General features: G+C 60.4%; 10 protein-coding genes and 4 pseudogenes. 10 read left to right on the forward strand and 4 right to left on the reverse strand.

Translation table 11 applies throughout. The annotated features are described in order from the left end of the window. Nucleotides 1-242: 242 nt before the first annotated feature. From P6U23_RS10140 to P6U23_RS10155, 4 genes and pseudogenes are all read left to right on the forward strand, one after another. Nucleotides 243-320, forward strand: a pseudogene (locus P6U23_RS10140) (hypothetical protein); the annotation flags it as partial. Nucleotides 321-431: 111 nt separating this feature from the next. Beyond that, nucleotides 432-3626 (forward strand): ATP-binding protein, encoded by a 3195-nt coding sequence (locus P6U23_RS10145; protein WP_407181401.1) that lies wholly within the window; start codon nucleotides 432-434, stop codon nucleotides 3624-3626. 1098 nt (nucleotides 3627-4724) lie between these two features. Continuing rightward, nucleotides 4725-5048 (forward strand): DUF1476 domain-containing protein, encoded by a 324-nt coding sequence (locus P6U23_RS10150; RefSeq protein WP_407179500.1) that lies wholly within the window; start codon nucleotides 4725-4727, stop codon nucleotides 5046-5048. Between the two features lie 47 nt (nucleotides 5049-5095). Further along, a complete protein-coding gene (locus P6U23_RS10155) occupies nucleotides 5096-5452 on the forward strand; it encodes a hypothetical protein (RefSeq protein ID WP_407179502.1) in 357 nt (118 codons plus the stop codon). 385 nt (nucleotides 5453-5837) lie between these two features. Here P6U23_RS10155 and treF read toward each other — a convergent pair. The 4 genes and pseudogenes from treF to P6U23_RS10175 all read right to left on the reverse strand — a co-directional run bounded on the left by treF (nucleotide 5838) and on the right by P6U23_RS10175 (nucleotide 11964). Continuing rightward, a pseudogene (gene treF / locus P6U23_RS10160) lies at nucleotides 5838-7594 on the reverse strand (alpha,alpha-trehalase TreF). Nucleotides 7595-7895: 301 nt separating this feature from the next. Further along, nucleotides 7896-8960: an ABC transporter substrate-binding protein gene (locus P6U23_RS10165; protein ID WP_407179504.1), complete on the reverse strand. Its 1065-nt coding sequence runs from the start codon at nucleotides 8958-8960 to the stop codon at nucleotides 7896-7898. Nucleotides 8961-9365: 405 nt separating this feature from the next. Then, nucleotides 9366-10373 (reverse strand): PAS domain S-box protein, encoded by a 1008-nt coding sequence (locus P6U23_RS10170; protein WP_407179505.1) that lies wholly within the window; start codon nucleotides 10371-10373, stop codon nucleotides 9366-9368. 149 nt (nucleotides 10374-10522) lie between these two features. After that, nucleotides 10523-11964, reverse strand: a pseudogene (locus P6U23_RS10175) (IS1182 family transposase). A 157-nt stretch (nucleotides 11965-12121) separates the two neighbouring features. Between P6U23_RS10175 and P6U23_RS10180 the strand changes: the two are divergent. The 6 genes and pseudogenes from P6U23_RS10180 to P6U23_RS10205 form a co-directional block, all read left to right on the forward strand. Further along, entirely contained in the window at nucleotides 12122-13162 is a 1041-nt protein-coding gene (locus P6U23_RS10180; RefSeq protein WP_407179173.1) for an IS110 family transposase, read from the forward strand. A 486-nt stretch (nucleotides 13163-13648) separates the two neighbouring features. Then, nucleotides 13649-14575 carry a tyrosine-type recombinase/integrase gene (locus P6U23_RS10185; RefSeq protein ID WP_407176356.1) on the forward strand — a complete coding sequence of 309 codons (927 nt, stop codon included), beginning with the start codon at nucleotides 13649-13651 and terminating at the stop codon, nucleotides 14573-14575. 11 nt (nucleotides 14576-14586) lie between these two features. Next, the gene (locus P6U23_RS10190; RefSeq protein ID WP_407176357.1) at nucleotides 14587-15798 is read left to right on the forward strand and encodes an IS91 family transposase; all 1212 of its coding nucleotides are present in this window, start codon (nucleotides 14587-14589) and stop codon (nucleotides 15796-15798) included. Continuing rightward, entirely contained in the window at nucleotides 15795-16037 is a 243-nt protein-coding gene (locus P6U23_RS10195) for a hypothetical protein (RefSeq protein ID WP_407176359.1), read from the forward strand. Before P6U23_RS10190 ends, P6U23_RS10195 begins: the two co-directional genes overlap by 4 nt. A gap of 437 nt (nucleotides 16038-16474) precedes the next feature. Beyond that, nucleotides 16475-16696: a PAN domain-containing protein gene (locus P6U23_RS10200; RefSeq protein WP_407181402.1), complete on the forward strand. Its 222-nt coding sequence runs from the start codon at nucleotides 16475-16477 to the stop codon at nucleotides 16694-16696. 62 nt (nucleotides 16697-16758) lie between these two features. Further along, nucleotides 16759-17154, forward strand: a pseudogene (locus P6U23_RS10205) (AbfB domain-containing protein); the annotation flags it as partial. Nucleotides 17155-17163: the final 9 nt, after the last annotated feature.

Here is a 17163-nt window from a genome sequence, read left to right on the forward strand (position 1 = left end):
GGATCGCACTAATATGGCTCACACTTGTGGTGCGATATCCCTGTTTTTGGGGAGATGGCCATGAACAAACAGTTCCTGATCGCCGCAGTGGAAGTACCATTGGCAATCTCACTGCAACAGCTGGGGCGCGTTCCACCTGCTTTGGCCAACTGGCCCCGACCCGGATTGCCGCGCTCTGAGGGTTAGCTCTCAAAGCAAGCCGACGAAAGCTCATTTGCGTCAGCAATCAGATCGGGTGCGACATGGATTGCCCGAGCTGCGGCAGTGTCAACCCAGAGCATCAGAAAGTCTGCTGCCACTGCGGCGTGCTACTGTTCTTGCGGTGCCGATCGTGCGGAGCCGACAACCCGCCGAGCAAAAGGTTCTGCGGCGACTGCGGTGCTGCGCTGGCGCCGACGGGAGGCGCGCAAGGAGCATCAGCACCGGCTGGCGTGTCGACGCCCACCGTCGCGCGGGTCGCCGAGCCTGCGACCTTGACAGCCGTACCCAGTTCTTCCGCCGAGCGCCGTCAGCTCACCGTGATGTTCTGCGACCTCGTCGGCTCGACGGCGCTTGCAGCAAAGCTCGACCCGGAGGATCTACGGGACATTATCGCCGAGTACCGCGATGGTGTGGCGGCGATCGTCCGCAAATACGGCGGGACCATCAGCCGCTACATCGGTGATGGCATGCTGATCCTGTTCGGCCATCCCTTGGCGCACGAGGATGATGCCGAACGCGCTGTGCGCGCCGCGCTTGAGATCGTCGCCGCCGGGCATGCGCCAGGCGCCCCACCAGAGCTAAGGCTGGGGGTTCGCCTGGGGCTCGCGACTGGTCTCGTCATCGTGGGCGACCTGATCGGCAGCGAGGCGGCAGAAGCGCAGGCGGTGTTCGGGGAGACGCCGAATCTTGCCGCCCGGCTGCAAGCGCTCGCCGAGCCGGATGGAGTGGTGATCGCCGAGGACACGCGCCGGCTTATCGGCGGGCTCTTTGACTACCAGGATCTCGGCGCGGTGACGCTGAAGGGCTTTGCCGCGCCAGTGCGCGCCTGGCGGGTGCTGCGCGAGGGGACGGCGGAGAGCCGCTTCGAGGCACTGCACGCCGCGACGCTTACCCCGCTGGTCGGGCGCGAGCAGGAACTCGAGCTGCTGCGGCGGTGCTGGCGGCGGGCGCGGAACGGCACGGGTCAGGTGGTGCTGCTTGCCGGCGAGCCGGGGATCGGCAAGTCGCGCCTTGTCGCGGCTCTCCAGCAGAGTATCGAGCAGGATCCGCATACCCGCTTGCGCTATTTCTGCTCGCCACATCATCAGGACAGCGCGCTGTATCCCTTCATAGCGCAGCTCCAGCGAGCCGCTGGTTTCGGGCGCGAGGACACTTCACGGGCCAAGCTCGACAAACTACGAGCGCTGTTGTCCCCGGCATCCGCGCCCGACGAGGACCTGGCAATCATCGCCGAGCTGCTGTCGATCTCAACCGGTGATCGCTACCCACCGATTGCCCTCACGCCCCAGCAAAAGAAGGAGAAGTGTTTCGAGGCCCTGGTTCGCCAGTTTGAAGCTCTGGCGCGAAGACATCCAATCTTGGCCGTGTTCGAGGACACGCAATGGATCGATCCGAGCTCGCGCGAGTTGCTCGACCGGACCGTCGATCGCGTAACGAGCCTGCCAGTGCTGGTGCTGGTCACCTACCGACCTGAGTTTCAGACCCTATGGACCGGGAAGACGCACGTCAGACTAATCGTGCTGAACCGACTTGACCAGAGCGCTGGCGTCGAGCTGATCCGGAGCGTGGCCGGCGCCCCGATGCTGCCGAGCGAAATCGTCAACGAGATTGCTGGACGAACGGACGGCGTGCCGCTGTTCGTCGAAGAGTTGACCAAGGCCGTGCTCGAAGCGAGCCCTGACGGGCTGGCGCGAGCCGCTTCCGCTGCGCCGCTGCCGGCGCTCGCGGTGCCGCCCACCTTACACGCTTCACTTATGGCGCGGCTCGACCGGATCGGCCCGGTCGCGAAGGAGGTGGCGCAAGTCGGCGCGGCCATCGGCCGGGAATTTTCGTACGATCTGCTCACCACCGCCGCAAAGCGGAGCGAGGGTGAGCTGCGATCGGCGCTCAAGCGGCTGATCGGCGCCGGACTGGTGTTTCGGCGCGGCGAACCTCCTGATGCCAAATTCCTTTTCAAACATGCACTAGTGCAGGACGCAGCTTACGGCACACTACTGCGCGGCCAACGCCGCGAGATGCATGCCCGGATCGCTCGCGTTCTCGAGGAGCGGCTCGCCTCCGCCGAGGAGACGCAACCGGAACTCATCGCTCACCATCTTGTTCATGCGGGCCTGCCAGAGCAAGCGGTCAAGTTTTTCCGAACAGCCGGGCAGCGCGCTATTCAACATTCAGCCAATGCCGAGGCCATTGGACACTTGACGCGCGCGCTGGAATCGCTCCGATCCCTGCCCGGGAGCACAGCGCGCCAACAATCAGCGCTCGAACTGCAAGCATTGCGCGCTCAAGCGATGATCGCAATGCGTGGATACGCTGCGCCGCAGACGAAGCAGGCTCTTCTGCAGGCGAAAGCGCTCATCGAGGGACGGGCGTACAGCCCGGCAAAGTTCGCCATTCTCTACGGCATATGGGCGGCCTCTTATGTCGGCGGCGTTTCCTCGGAGCAAAGGTTAGCGGCAAACGAGTTCCGTGCGCAGGCAGAACGGGACGGCGACGCGGCGGCGCTCTGCATCGCGCATCGGGCGCTAGGGAGCACCTTTTTTACTAACGGGGATTTTAAGGCTGCTCTGGAGCATCTGGAGCGAGCGCAAGCCCTGTTTGATCCAAAGCGTCATTCCGATGCTCGACATCAATATGGTCACGATATTTGTGCGGCGGCACTTTGCTATCGATGCTGGGCTCTTTGGCATCTCGGCTATATCGATCAGGCCACGAAGATCGCGGATGCGGCGGTCTGTCGCGCCGAGGAAGTGGCTCATCCTCACACATTGGTTTACACGATCTGCCATGCTCGAGGTTTTATGGACATCTTCGGGCGCCGCTCCGACGATCTGCGATATTGGGCGGATCAGGTCGTCTCGTTGTGCGCGGAGCATGGTTTTTCTCACTGGATGAACTGTGGTCGCATCTTTCAGGGCTGGGCCGCCATCTGCCGCGGCGAGATCGATCGCGGGATTAAGGTGCTGGCGACGGGTATTGCTGACTGGCGCGGAACGGGCGCGCAGCTATGGCTCCCGACCTTCCTGGCGTTGGAAGCCGAGGCTCACGCCAAGCTCGGCCGAAACGAAGCTGCTCTGCGATGCATAGAGCGAGCGCTTGCCGTGTCACGGGAAACTGGTGAAAAATGGGGCAGGGCCGAGCTGCTTCGCATCAAGGCTCGCTTATTGTTTGAATCCGGTAAAGCTGCGGGCGATCAAATCGTGGGCTTGCTTGTCCGCAGCCTAAGCACCGCGCGACGACAACATGCACGTTGTTATGAATTGCGTGCCGCGCGCGATCTCGTCCGTATGCAACAAGGCCAAAATGGGAGCGACGAAGCCGTCTCGCGACTTCGAACCATATATAACGAATTCAGTGAGGGCCTCGACACTATGGACCTGCAGGAGGTCAAAGCGCTCATCCAGAACCAGAGTGAGCTTGGTTCTTGATCAGATTGACTGCAGGCGCTGAAAACCTTCGCCAGGCCAGGCCAGCCGCGCCTGCGGAGCGAATCGGGCGGCTGCCGTCGTGATCACCTGCGCCCCGCCGCAGCGCATCGAAGTTGATGCGAAAGAAGATCGCACCAGCCTCGAAAGGCGTACTCCTGCGCACGCTTGGCGCCGCCTCATTCACAAAAGCGGCGGGTTTGGACCGCCCAGTTTTGTACCGAACAGGCGCGCCATGCTTCGCGATGGCGCTATGACGCAGCAGCGGTTCAGACGATCCGGCCGGATAACGAGCGACGGACTACAATCTTGCGCTACCGGATAATGGGCGGCTGTCTTCCCGATTTCGCTGGTAGTCCGGTTACCCATCGATAGCGGCCCTTTCGACCAGTTGCGGGATCGACGCGATGGGCACACAAGGCGACGTTTTGGGCTTTCTTAGTCGAGGACCAAAGGCGCTCGAACTCAGCTAGCCGACCGGCGGAGGCGGAGGTGGCGCCCGGAAACCGCCACCGAGATTGCCGTCTCCGGCGACTTGATCGAGTTGCTCGGCATCGAGTTCGCGGTTGGTAAATCGCGAATGCTGTGCCAGATCAAGGACTTTGCTGTCGGGCGACGAAGAATTGACCTCTCTCGCATAACCGCGCAAGCAATGGCGGCGTGTGGATTTTCAAAATGAGACTTCGCACCGCGAGCGACAAAATGCGAGAGGGGTTGTCAGTTGCGCTAGATCGCACGCATGGCCCCAGTTGCCGCCGGGCTTCTCGTCAGCACCAGAGCCGTCGCGGCGAAACGGGAGAAGGGCTGCCTCAATCGCGATGCGACGATCTCGGCTTAGGCAGTCATCCAGTCAGGCTGGCCGCGCGCCAGGAGAAAGTCCAAAAGTGCGCGAGTTTCCTCACGCCGTGGCCGGGGACCGCGAGGTGTCAGGTAGGGAATTGACCGGTGGAGTTGCGAGGTCGGCCGCTGCGGCGTCACGCCGCGCCGATAGAGCCTGCGGCATAGCGGCTCATTGTCTCGCCGCCTCCGTTTCATATCTGGCGACCTGTCGCGGCAGCCACCAGGAAGGCTGCCGATCATTGGAAGTTGTGGAAGAGGATCGTGAGTACGTTCGACCGGCGCAAGCAAGCTTTCGAGAAGAAATTCGCTCTCGATGAAGAGCAGAGGTTTAGGGCCGAAGTCCGCCGCAACCGGCTTCTCGGGTTGTGGGTGGCCGAACGTTTGGGGCTCACCGGCGGTGGCGCCGCAGCCTATGCGAACGAACTGGTCGCGGCCGATTTCGAGGAAGCCGGCGACGCCGACGTCGTCGGCAAGATCATGGGCGACCTTGCTGTAAAGGGTGCTGCCGTCACCGAAGAGGCGATTCGCACCAAGATGAACGAGTTCACCGCCCAAGCGCTGGCGGAGGTGAAAACGGGAAAATGAGTGAATGACGAGGTGACGTACCGATGCAAGGTATCCGGAGAGCCTGAGTGACTTCGCTTTCGAACAACCGCTCGCAGGAAACTGCGACCGGCCACCCGCCTCAGAACGATTGGCGCCTGGAGCGGCTTATCGACCGCCTGCCACCTCGTGCGGGTGCGGCAGTGCGCTTCCTACGGCAGCCATCCAGCCGCTGGCTGCGCATTCCCGCAGGCTTGCTGCTGATCCTTGGAGGTGTCCTTTCTTTCCTGCCGATCCTGGGCATCTGGATGCTTGCGTTCGGCTTCGCGCTGCTCGCTGAGGATTTGCCCCTGCTAAAATCGTGGCGCTTACGAATACTGGATTGGGTCGAGTGTCGTCATCCGGGGTGGCTGAACTCCGGATCGCACCCGCATAACCGGACCTGATCTTTATGATGGGTATACGGGTGACTGCGCCTTGGGCGTTGGGCCGCCCTCCGCATGCCTTAGCGCCACCACCGCTGTACCCCAGATAACTACCGACCTGCTGGACTGCGACAGTCGGCAGCCTAGGGCGAATTGCAGACTAGAAGGCGACTAAAGTCACATAAGCAAAATACTCAACCATTAACGTGATCGAATGCTCAATTTTGAATGAAGCGGCGCAAGTCCGCTTCGGCTCAATCGCGACTGGTCCCGCGATCTCATCTGCCGCCTGATGTCCGGTTTGCCCCGAAAGCGATGGACTTGCTGCGCAGCAACGAAATGTAGCGATCGGCCAAACTGCGACCCTGGGTAGGGATCGTGATCTTCGTACTTCCGGTGGCGCCAATCATGGCGAACCTGCCGCCGACGCTCCACAGAGTTGAGGACTCAATCTCGATAGAGCCGGATACAACGATGTAAGCGCGCGCAGCACGCCGTTGGTCCAGCCGAAACCGACCTGGACTGCATATTCTCCACCGCCGCCGGCGCGCCCACTCATCAGATTGTATTTCTCTACCAAGACACGTGACCTTTGATAGACGTTTATAATTTCGCAGCTCCAGCGCTTCGCGATTGCTTCCGCCAATTGCGCTTCGTTGTAGTTTTTAAGCCCGACGACTGCGATCCACTGCAGCGGGGCCCAACCATTTGGCTGATCCCATTGTTGGCCGGTCACCACCAGTGTTGTGGCTATGCCACCAGGCATCAGCAGCTTTCGCCGCACGGTTTGAGCTTCCATCTCTGCTTGACGCTGGTTCGCAACGTGGAGGAATAGCGGGAATAGCCCCGCGGCAGTAACCGGCAAAGCTTCGTGCCTCCGCCAGGCGTAATCGGTAAATGCGTGGAACCGCTCGTTCCACATTAGCTTCCGAATGGCGGCTTCGCGACGACCCGCCAACGCGACGAAGTGAGACGACCGATCGCCATCTCCCTCGATCCGATATGCTTTGGCAAGTGTTTGCTCCAGGTGAACCATGAGACTGTTGAGATCCACCGGCAATATGGACGTGGTCCTGATCGTGCTGAGGGTATGGCCATCGGTAAGCCATCGGGAGCCGAAATCCCATCCCGATCGGCTGCCGCTCGAAGATCGCGGTAGACATCTCCCGGGTCTCGGCGACCCTCGCGGGCCGTCGCGACGTCTTCGCGATAGGATTCGTCGCGCGGCTCAGCTCGGTCGTCCCAATAACGATTGAGAATCGTCCCATCACTAAGCCGGACCACGCGGCGGTAGCTCTGACCTCTGCGCAGGATCGCGGAACCATCCATCCAATACTCATATTCCGCTTCCAGCTCTGGAAGATAAGTCACGTAGGACCCTTCACCCACTCGCTCGGCGATCACGTCCACCATTAACGAAAAAAACGGTGGCTGAGAGCGGCTCAGATAGTAGGTCCGGTTCCCGTTGGGCACGTGTCCGTAGCAGTCGATCTCGAAGGCGAAGTTCTTAAGCATGTTGAGCGCGAGGTCATGGCGGCCGTCCGCTTCGAGGCCCAACATGGTGAAATAGGAATCCCAATAGTAGAGCTCACGGAATCGGCCACCTGGCACGACATAGGGGTAGGGTAGTGGTATGAGGGACGAATGGCTCGATATCTCCTCGCTTTGGTGGCTCAGGACATCCCAGAGCCGTTCAATGTATGTGTCGATCGGCTCGCCTGGCGACGCGGGGGGAACAGTTGGGCCCTCCGGCGGCAGCGAGAAATGTTGGTGTACGAATGCAGCAAGATCAAAGCCGGCTTCGACCTTGCGAGCCTGATAATCAGAAAGAATTGCGTTGGATGATTCGTCAAAGTGCAAATCAGCAAAGGTTTTGCTATCCGGGAATATGCGCTTCAGCTGCACATTTCGGAACAGATCGCCGAATTGTTCCGACGGAGGTACCTCCGATGCACAGCTCGCGATTTGCGCGCCCGCAGAGTGGGTATGGATGGCGCAGCACAGAACAGCGATCAAAGTGATCAAGCGCGAACTCGCCCGCTTGAGCAACGGCAAAAGACCGCGAGCAATGAGGTCTGTATTTGCTGAAGACGTAACCATTGCGATCTGGAGTCCTTGAAACAGGTAAAGGTTATTGCCGTCTGGGTCGTTAAGTCCCACCATGCGGGTGCCCCAGGATATCAAGGCTTCGGGTAATGAGAGACGCTGTTACCTAGCGCTAAGGCAGTCCAGTGCAAACTGCATCACGGCCGGCGTGAGACGTTACATATTCGGCAAGCACGACACCCTATGACCGCTGTGGGGCAAAAGCCCACGTCGTTGCGGCGTCGCCAGTGCGGCGTGCAACAACTCGCCAATCGTCCAAACGCGATCCGCAACGCCAAGCGCCATTGTTGGCGTCCCAAGCCAGCTCGAACAAGCTTGAGCCGATCCGTGCAACGCGATGGCAATCCGGCAATCTTGCTTATCCGAGTTTCCGATAATGCAAACGCGCCAACTCCTGCGGCGACTTATCGGTCTTGATGGCGCCCGACTCGATCCGAGTGCGAAACGCACGCTCCAGCGCTTGAACAACATCGAGCTGAGTGTCGAAGCTCAGGCAGCATTCCACCGCTTTGACTGACCCTTCGACAGGGACCGTCGGGCCATAGTAGCCGGCAGCTTGCGCGGCGAGCACCGCCTGACGCGGATGCTGCCCGGCCCATTCCCTCGCGCTTCTAAACGCCCGGGCAATATTGGCCGCAGTCTCGGGTTCGTTCTCGACGATCGCGCGCTTGATGACAGTTAGGCAGCAATATTCCTTGTTGTGCGTGGTTTCGTCCTGAGTGACGAGCCGACGCGCGAGTTGCTTGTCCTCCATGATCAACGCCCGGGGCTCCGCGACCGCGACCGCCGCGAACTTGCCGGTCTTGAAACCCTCCGCCACATAGTCATTCAGATTGGCGAGCGCCTCCCAGGGGTAGGTCCTCAAGGTCACGTCTCTAGGGGCATCGAGCCCTGGCGCTTTCAGCCAGTGGTGGAGCCACATGTGACCGTGCAACAAGAATGGTTCCACGGCATATGCACCGATCTCAATCGTCTTCCCCTTGAGGTCAGCGACGGACTGGACCGGGCCGTCGGGTGGAACCATGACGGACCAGCAGCCGAAGTGGTTGCCATCAACGATGTAGTAGTCGACCTTTCCGGCCACCATGTTGTGCAGTTGGTCCGTGTCGAAGTAGCCCACGTCAGCCTCGGAGACCCCGGCGTCGGTCTTGATCCAGAGCCGGTGGGATCTGCCCTGGGCAACGGCCGTTCGGTTGTCTAGCGCGGCGACTCCTTGGACACGCAGACCTTGCTCCGCGAAGAAACCTTTCACGAGGGCCGCATACTGCCCGAGATGGCAGGTTGGCCCCGTTGGGTCGTAGCCCATGATAAATGTTTTTTGGTTGGCGGCGCGTCCGGTGCGGATGTTGATTAAAGGCATCGCGGCTACGCCAGCACTGAGTTTAAGCACTGCACGACGTGAAACGAGATGCGAATGTATCATTGTGCCCTCCTTCGTGGCTCGTCGCATGACGGCTCGCGCGACAGCGGAGAGGAGCGCGTGCATGCAACGGGCGATGGACGTCGGCGGTCTCTCCAAGGGACAAGTCCCAGAGCGCGATGTCCGCGGCAGGTACGACGACCGGCGGGTTACACCCGGGCACGGTTTCAGTAAAGAACGTTACTCCTCTCAGAACCGGATTGCGAGCGTCTCGCGCCGGATGCCCATGGACGAACGGAGGAGTCTGCTAGGGGGTCATCAGCGTCGGTTGCGCCGCTTTACCAGCATTTCCGTTCTACCCCCTCAAAGCCGACATTCGGATGATCGCCGGAGTTCGTCGGTGTGGCGGCAGCCGATGCTAATTAGGAGTCGATCAATTCTCTCTACTCGCCGGGGTTAGTTGCGACCTCAGAGCGGGACCATAATTTCGCAGACAAGTCCGTCTTTGCGCCAATCAAAGCGAACCTTCCCCTTTAAGTGGCTGATCATTCCTTCAATCATACCGACGCCAGCGCCGTTCTGGGTCGGTTGCTGCACGGCTGGACCATCTATCTCTGTCCAGCATAGGCATAATTTACCGTCAGCCCCTTGCGACCATTGCAGGTTTAACTGGCCCTTGGGCTGGGACAAAGCGCCGTATTTTGCGGCGTTGGTGGCGAGCTCGTGCAACGCCATGGCAATTGCCTGAGCGATGCCGGGTTCTAGTAGAATTTGCGTTCCGTCTATGAGCACTCGCTCCCCGTTTTGGGAATATGGAGCCAGTTCCTGAGTCGCGATCGCCGATAACTCGGCACCTATCCAGCGGGTCGCGACAAAAAGTGAGTAAACTTTCTCAAGCGCTTCGATGCGTCCAATAATTGTTCCTTTGAGATCTTCCGGCGAGCCTGATTGAGAACGATTAACCACCGCCCTAATGGTCGCAAGCAGGTTTTTGCTGCGGTGCTCGGCCTCCCGCGCCAATGTCGTGATCAGCTCCTGATTCCTCTTCTGCTCCGTAATATCTCTCGCGATCTTTGACGCACCGACAATTTTGCCATGGGCATCTTTAACAGGAGAAACGGTCAACGAAATTACGATCAAGCTGCCATTCTTGCGTTGCCGAACCGTCTCAAAATGGTCGATGCGCTCACCTCGTCTGATGCGCGTGAGAATTTCGCGCTCTTCGCTCTGCCGGTCCTGAGGGATTACAATTGTAATGGGTTGGCCGACCGCCTCGCCGGCCGAGAAGCCAAATATACGCTCGGCACCTTTATTCCAGCTCGTAATAATGCCATCGAGATTCTTGCTTACAATCGCGTCGTCACTGGACTCGACTATCGAGGCCAGGAAGCGCAACCGCTGCTCACTTTCGCGAAGCGCAGTTTCGACTTCTCTCGTCTCCTTGCTGGGAGACTTGCGTTCAATTTGCCCGCCCACAGGGCACCTCCAGCCAGCTACGCTATCTCTGGCGGCAAGATTATAGCACCGAAGTTCCTTCGCGGACCCCTGATGTCGCGTCCGGGTCTTGGTCGTGTAAAAACGATCTCAAGGGAGGCTGGTCCTGAGAGCTTGGAGTCGAGCCTGCATCAGGCTGCGATCGCAGCAATCAGCGGCTTGATCCCGACGATGTTCATGACCCGTGTCAGATTGTAGGCCAAGACGGAGAGTGCCATCTCGGCGGCTACTTTTGGCAGCGTTTTGGTCAGGAAGTGCGTCGCGCCCATGCGGGCCTTCATCGTACCGAAGGGATGCTCGACTGTCTCGCGACGCTGGCGCATCACTTGCGGGTTTGCGTGAAGGCGCTGCTGCACAGCTTCGAGCAGATGCTCGTGCTCCCACCGCGTAATCCGCCGCTCCGGCCCTGGCGTGCATTGGGATTTGAGCGAGCAGGTTTGACAGGCCGTGGTCCAGTAGCGCCGCAGCACCTTGCCGTCTTCCTCGTTTGTATAGCGATACGATAATCGCTCCCCAGCTGGACAGCGATAGGCGTCCTCCTCCGGCAAATAGACGAAGTCCTGTTTGCCGAAGCGTCCCTCCGACTTGGCATTCGACGTCTGCGGCTTGGGCAGCGTCACTGTGATGCCGGCCTCGTGGCACGCGAGGATCTCCGGGCTGTTGAAGTAGCCGCGATCGGCTACAGCCTCGAGCGTCTCGGTCTTGAGGACGGCCTTCGCCTGCTTGGCCATATTAGCGAGTTGTGCCCGATCCGAGCCGCTGTTCGTCACCTCATGCGTCACGATCAGACGGTGCTCGGTATCGACGGCGACCTGCACGTTGTAGCCGACGACGCCGGACCCGCGCCCGCTCGTAGCCATCGAACGGCTGTCGGGATCGGTCAAAGAGATTTGCTGATCGGGCGACGCAAGCATCTGCTTCTCGTACACGGCAAGCTTGCCCATTTCCTCCTTCAGCTTCGTCAGCTTCTCGGTGAGCCTTGTTACCTTCGAGGCCAGCGCTTCAGTCGGCTCTTGCCGGTCGGCCGTGTCCAGCCTGGCTCAGATAGCGGGCGACGCTCTCCTCCAGCTGAGCACGCCGCCGTTCCATCTTCGCGCGTGTGAAGTTCTTGTCCCGGTTGTTCACGGCCTTGAACTTGCTCCCATCGATGGCGACGCTCGCTGTCGCAAGGAGGCCCATCTCACGGCAGAGTTCGACAAAACGCGCACAGACCTTGCGAAGCGCCAGGCCGTTGTCCTTGCGGAAGTCCGCAATCGTCTTGTGATCAGGAGCGAGCCGACCCAGCAGCCACATGACCTCTACATTTACGTCCGGCTTCTCGTTCGAGCCGCCGGCTCGACTGCACCCGGTTCAGATAACCATAGATGTAAAGCTTCAGGAGCACCGAAGGGTGATACGAGGGCCGACCCGTTGCCGCCGGCTCAACCCCTTCGAAGCTCATTTCGGCCAGATCGAGCGCATCGACAAACGCGTCGATCACCCGAACAGGATTGCTCTCGTCAATGAAATCATCGAGGCATTCGGGCAATAGCGTCCATTGCCCACGATCAGCCTCCTCAACGAAGCGCCTCATCAATTCCCCCCAGAATCACGGGGAGAATCATAACAGCAGCACCGCGTTTTCACACATGGGGTAATTCCGGTCAGAGCCATACTGAGGCTCTGCGAATCAGCTCTCCAAGCCAATCGATGAGGCTCACCCCTCGGGCCTGCAATGAAGGAGAACTGCAATGGAGCATTATGTTGGACTGGACGTTTCGCTGAAGCTAACAACGATCTGCATCGTTGATCGGGCGGGGAAGATTCAACGTGAGGGAGTTGTTGATTCCGACCCGGAGGTGATCGCGGCATTCATCCAGTCAAACGCGCCGTATGTCGCGCGGATCGGGCTCGAAACAGGGGCAACGTCGACATGGCTGTGGACCGAGTTGAATAAGCTGGGGCTGCCCGTCATCTGCATCGATGCCAGGCACGCCAAGGCGGTGTTGAAAATGCAGGTCAACAAGAGCGACCGCAACGATGCCGCAGGCATCGCCCGCATCATGCAATGCGGATGGTATAAAGAGGTGCGCGTCAAAGACCTCGACAGTCATGCGGTGAAGGCTCTGTTGGTCAGCCGGGCTCTGCTCGTCAAGATCAAGCGGGATCTCGAGAACGAAATCCGCGGGCTTCTAAAGAACCTCGGGCTGGTTATTGGCCAAGCAAAGATGAACGTGTTCGCATTGCGTGCTGCGGAGCTCACCAAAGATAGGCCGGAACTCGCCGTGGCGGTAACGCCGCTACTCACCGCGCGAGTTGCCATCGAGCAGCAGATTGCGGATCTCGACCGTAAGGTTATGAAGCTCGCACGCAGCAATGCTCAAGTGCGACAGTTTATGACGGCACCTGGCATCGGACCTGTCACGGCTCTTTGCTTTCTTGCAACGATCGACGACCCTATGCGCTTCAAAAAGTCAAGAAGCGTCGGGGCCTATGTCGGACTAACGACCCGACGATACTCCTCCGGCGAGATCGACTGGACGGGTCGAATCTCGAAGTGCGGCGACAAAATGTTGCGAAGTTATCTCTTCGAGGCAGCCAATGTGCTGCTCACACGCGTGGCAAAATGGTCAGCGCTCAAAGCCTGGGGCATTCGGCTGGCAAAGCGAAGCGGGCTGCGCAAAGCCAAGGTTGCGGTCGCGCGAAAGCTCGCGGTCATTCTGCATCGGATGTGGATCGATGGTACCGAATTTAGATGGTCGTCAAAGGAGACCGCCATGCAAACAATATAGCAAACCAGCGAATTCCCGCCGACCACCGGCGGAATCCAAGGTCCCTGCCGGGACGCTGGCGTTGGTGCGATCGCCCCTGGCTTTGCGATGCTCAAAAGGCAAGCGCGCTTCACACATTGATCCGCCAGCGTCATCCTACGCCATCATGCGGAGGGCATGCCCCTACCGCGGAGAGAACCATGAACCCGGCAAGGACGTCTTTGGAGAGTCTTGACCGCAGGCCCGGAATTAGAGAACAGCCAGGGTCATCAGCGTCGGTTGCGCCGTCTTACCGGCATTTCCGTTCTGCCCCCTCAAAGCCGACATTCGGATGATCGCTGGAGTTCGTCGGTGTGGGCCAACGCACAAAGTCGCTGCGCTCCAGCCCGCTGCGCGGGGGCAAGAGCCGAGGGGGCCCGGTAGCCAGTTGAGAGGATAGTGGTAGCACTAAAGAGCCCCGTCCTGAGAATCGAGGTGTTGCAACCCTCACTCAGGAAGGAGCTCTCCATGAGCGATACCAACACAGTCAGTCCGCTGCGTCAGCGTATGATCGAAGACATGGCTGCGCGCAAGCTCAACCCGCACACGCAGCGCGGCCACATTTACAGTTGCAAGCGGTTCGCCGCCTGGCTCAAACGCTCGCCGGATACAGCGACCGCCGACGAGGTGCGGCTATTTCAGCTGCACCTGATCGAGAGCGGGATGAGCATCTGCAACCGCAATCGGATCATGACCGGGGTGCGGTTCCTGTTCCGCGTCACGCTACGTCGTCACGATCTGGCGGCCGAGGTCTGGCACATCAAGGAGCCCGAGAGGCTGCCGCCGGTGCTGAGCCCTGAGGAGGTCAAGCGTGTCCTCACCATGGCGACGAGCCTGAAGGCGCGAGCGATGCTAACGCTGGCCTATGGTTGCGGATTGCGCGCCGGGGAGGTGGTGCGGCTGCGGGCGAGCGACATCGACAGCGCGCAGAAGATCATCCGCATCGTGCAGTCGAAGGGCCGCAAGGACCGGCACGTGATGCTGCCGCCGGAGGTCCTGAGGCTGTTGCGGCAATGGTGGAAGGCGGGGCCGACCGCATCCAACAACGGCGTCGCGCCCGAACAGCGCTGGCTGTTTCCCGGTCGCAGTCAACGTCAGCCACTGACCACGCGTCAGTTCAGCCGGTTGTTCAAGGAGGCCGCCAAAGCCGCGGGGCTGCGCAAGACGGTCCCGCTGCATTCGCTTCGCCACAGCTTCGCGACCCACCTGCTCGAGCGCGGCAGGGACATTCGCGTGATCCAGGCGTTGCTCGGACATTCCAAGCTTGAGACGACAGCCCGCTACAGTCGCGTGGCGATCGGACTGATTGCCAAGATCGAGAGCCCGCTCGAGGGCCTAAGCGCGCCGCGCCGCCGCCGTGCGAAGCGAGGCAGTGAGGAGCCGCCAGCGCCGTAGCGCCGCCGGCCGTGGCTCGGCCAGTTCTGGAGGTCGCGGATATCCTCCGCGACCACGGCCCTGCTTGGCGTGACGCCAATCAGGGGCATGTGAGCCTCGGGCAACTGAAGGTGATGAGTGCGATCGAGCGCTGTCGTACGGCAGCGCTCGGCGGCCACGTCGCGCGCTGCGAGAACACAGCGTGCGGCCACACCGAGATCGCCTACAACTCCTGCCGCAACCGGCATTGCCCGAAGTGCCAGGCTGCGGCGTCACGCCAATGGCTGGCCGACCGCGAAGCGGAGCTGCTGCCGGTGCCGTATTTTCATGTCGTCTACACGCTGCCGAGCGAGCTGCGTGACATCGCCTACCAGAACAAGCGTGTGATCTACAACCTGCTGATGAAGACGGCGGCCGAGACGACGCTCGCCATCGCAAGCGATCCCAAGCGCCTCGGCGCACGGATCGGTATCACGGCCGTGCTGCACACCTGGGGCTCGGCGCTCACCCATCATCCGCACGTGCACATGATCGTGCCGGGTGGCGGGCTCTCGCTCGATAACAGGCGATGGATCGCCGCGCGCTCCGACTTCCTCGTCCATGTCAACGTGCTGGCGCGCCTGTTCCGCGGCAAGATGCTGGCGATGCTCATGCAGGCGCACGCCGCCGGCGCGCTGAAGTTCTTCAACACCCATGCCGGGCTCGCCGACAAGACAACGTTCAAGCGCTTCATCGCGCCGCTGCGGCGCATCAGATGGGTGGTCTATTGCAAGGCCCCGTTCGCGGGGCCCGCGCAGGTGCTGCGCTATCTCTCCCGTTACACCCATCGTGTCGCCATCTCCAACCGCCGCCTCGTTGCAGCCGACGACGAGGCGATTGCGTTCCGCTGGAAGGACTATCGCGTCAGCGGCCCCGACCGCTGGAAGACGATGCGGCTTCACCCGCACGAGTTCATCAGGCGCTTCCTGCTGCACGTGCTGCCCACGGGTTTCCACCGCATCCGCCACTACGGGCTCTTTGCCTCCACCAACCGCGCCGAGAGCATCGCAACCGCCCGCGCACTCCTCAATGTCGCCCCGTCTGCCGCCGATCCCCAACAAGAGCCGGATGTTGCGCCGGATACGCCGCATGTGCTGCCGTGCCCTTGTCCCCGCTGTGGCGCACGCATGATCGTCATCGAGACCTTCGCACGCGGCTGCGCGCCGAGCTGGCGACCAACACCGATCAGGATCGACACGTCATGACCAACACCGCGTGTAAGCCCTGCAGTTTTCCCGGGCCGATCCGCTGGCTCCACGCCGGCAGCGATCTCGCTCAACCCAATGGCATCTATCAGTGCGCGGATCGTGCGTCGATGCGCTCCGAACAGCCACCAAAAAGCCTATTGCGCCCTGCCGATCTCCTGTCCGTGCAGACACCCTGGTCGAATCCTGCCGGCATCACCTCGACCATCGAGATCGGCGCCAACATCAAATCCCCATAGCACTCGCTGCCCGGCCAGTGCCCAACTTCCCGCGACTTCGTGCCTTGGCGCTTTTTGGACGCCGGTCAGTTGAGCGTGCGGAGCCTCCTCGTTGCCGGCGTCCAAAAACCTGCACAGAACCGGACTCATGCGTCGTGACCAAGGGTGCGGCGGCGGACGTCCGAGGGCGTCTTCCTGAAAGTGCGAAGGTGGTTTGTGCGACGACATGTCGCCGATAAGGCCGAAGAGCCTCCACGTTCAAGTGATCTATCTCATACTTGCAGACGCGGAACGCGATCTATCGCTACACCTAGCGACCCGGTCAGCCGCAGGAACGCACCAGACCACATTCGTTTTAGGTGTTAGGAGGAGGGATTGCAATGCAGCTTCGCTCCCTGATCGTCGCCTCCGCTTTGATGATTCCGACTTTGAGCATCGCCTCCGCGGACACTTACGAGATGAACACGAACAGGCCCGGCGGCGACTACCAAAATTTCGAGATCAGAAGTCCGGGTGAATGCCAATCAAGCTGTCTCCATGACGCGCGCTGTAAGGCTTGGACGTGGGTCAAGAGAGGCATTCAGGGACCCGGCGCGCATTGCTGGCTAAAAGACAGTGTGCCGGGGCCCGTGCCCGACAAGAACTGTGTTTCTGGCAGAAAGGGAGGGGCCACGCTTTAAAGCGCGAGCTAGTCCGTTCATCGTATTCTAGAACGATATTGCTGGCCTGACGCGTGCTCACAATGTGCAGCTTAAGACGCAAGCTCACCAGTATCGCGTGCGCATTCTTCGTATTTGCTATAATCTCGCATGGTACGGTTGCCCGCGCTGCTACCTGCAACGATGAGATATGGCTCCAGACTTCGTTTTCATCGGTGAATTATCCGGATCGATTCATTCGGCATTCCCAATTTTTGGGCTTTCTTTCGGACCCAGCACGGCCCTTTCCCGATCCTAAGGTAGAACTCGCCGACGCCACATTCGATGTTTTTCCCGGAATGAGGTGTCGACAAGGAATCAAGAGTGTGTCCTTGCGATCGAGGAACTATCCTCGCCGATGGATGCGCCATCAGAATTTTAGAATAAAATTCGACGAGTACGATCAAGGAGCGCAGCCCTCTGATCTGTTCGCGAACGACGCATCGTTT

Origin of the sequence: Bradyrhizobium sp. STM 3562, from assembly GCF_045571435.1 — a bacterium.
Lineage (GTDB): Bacteria > Pseudomonadota > Alphaproteobacteria > Rhizobiales > Xanthobacteraceae > Bradyrhizobium.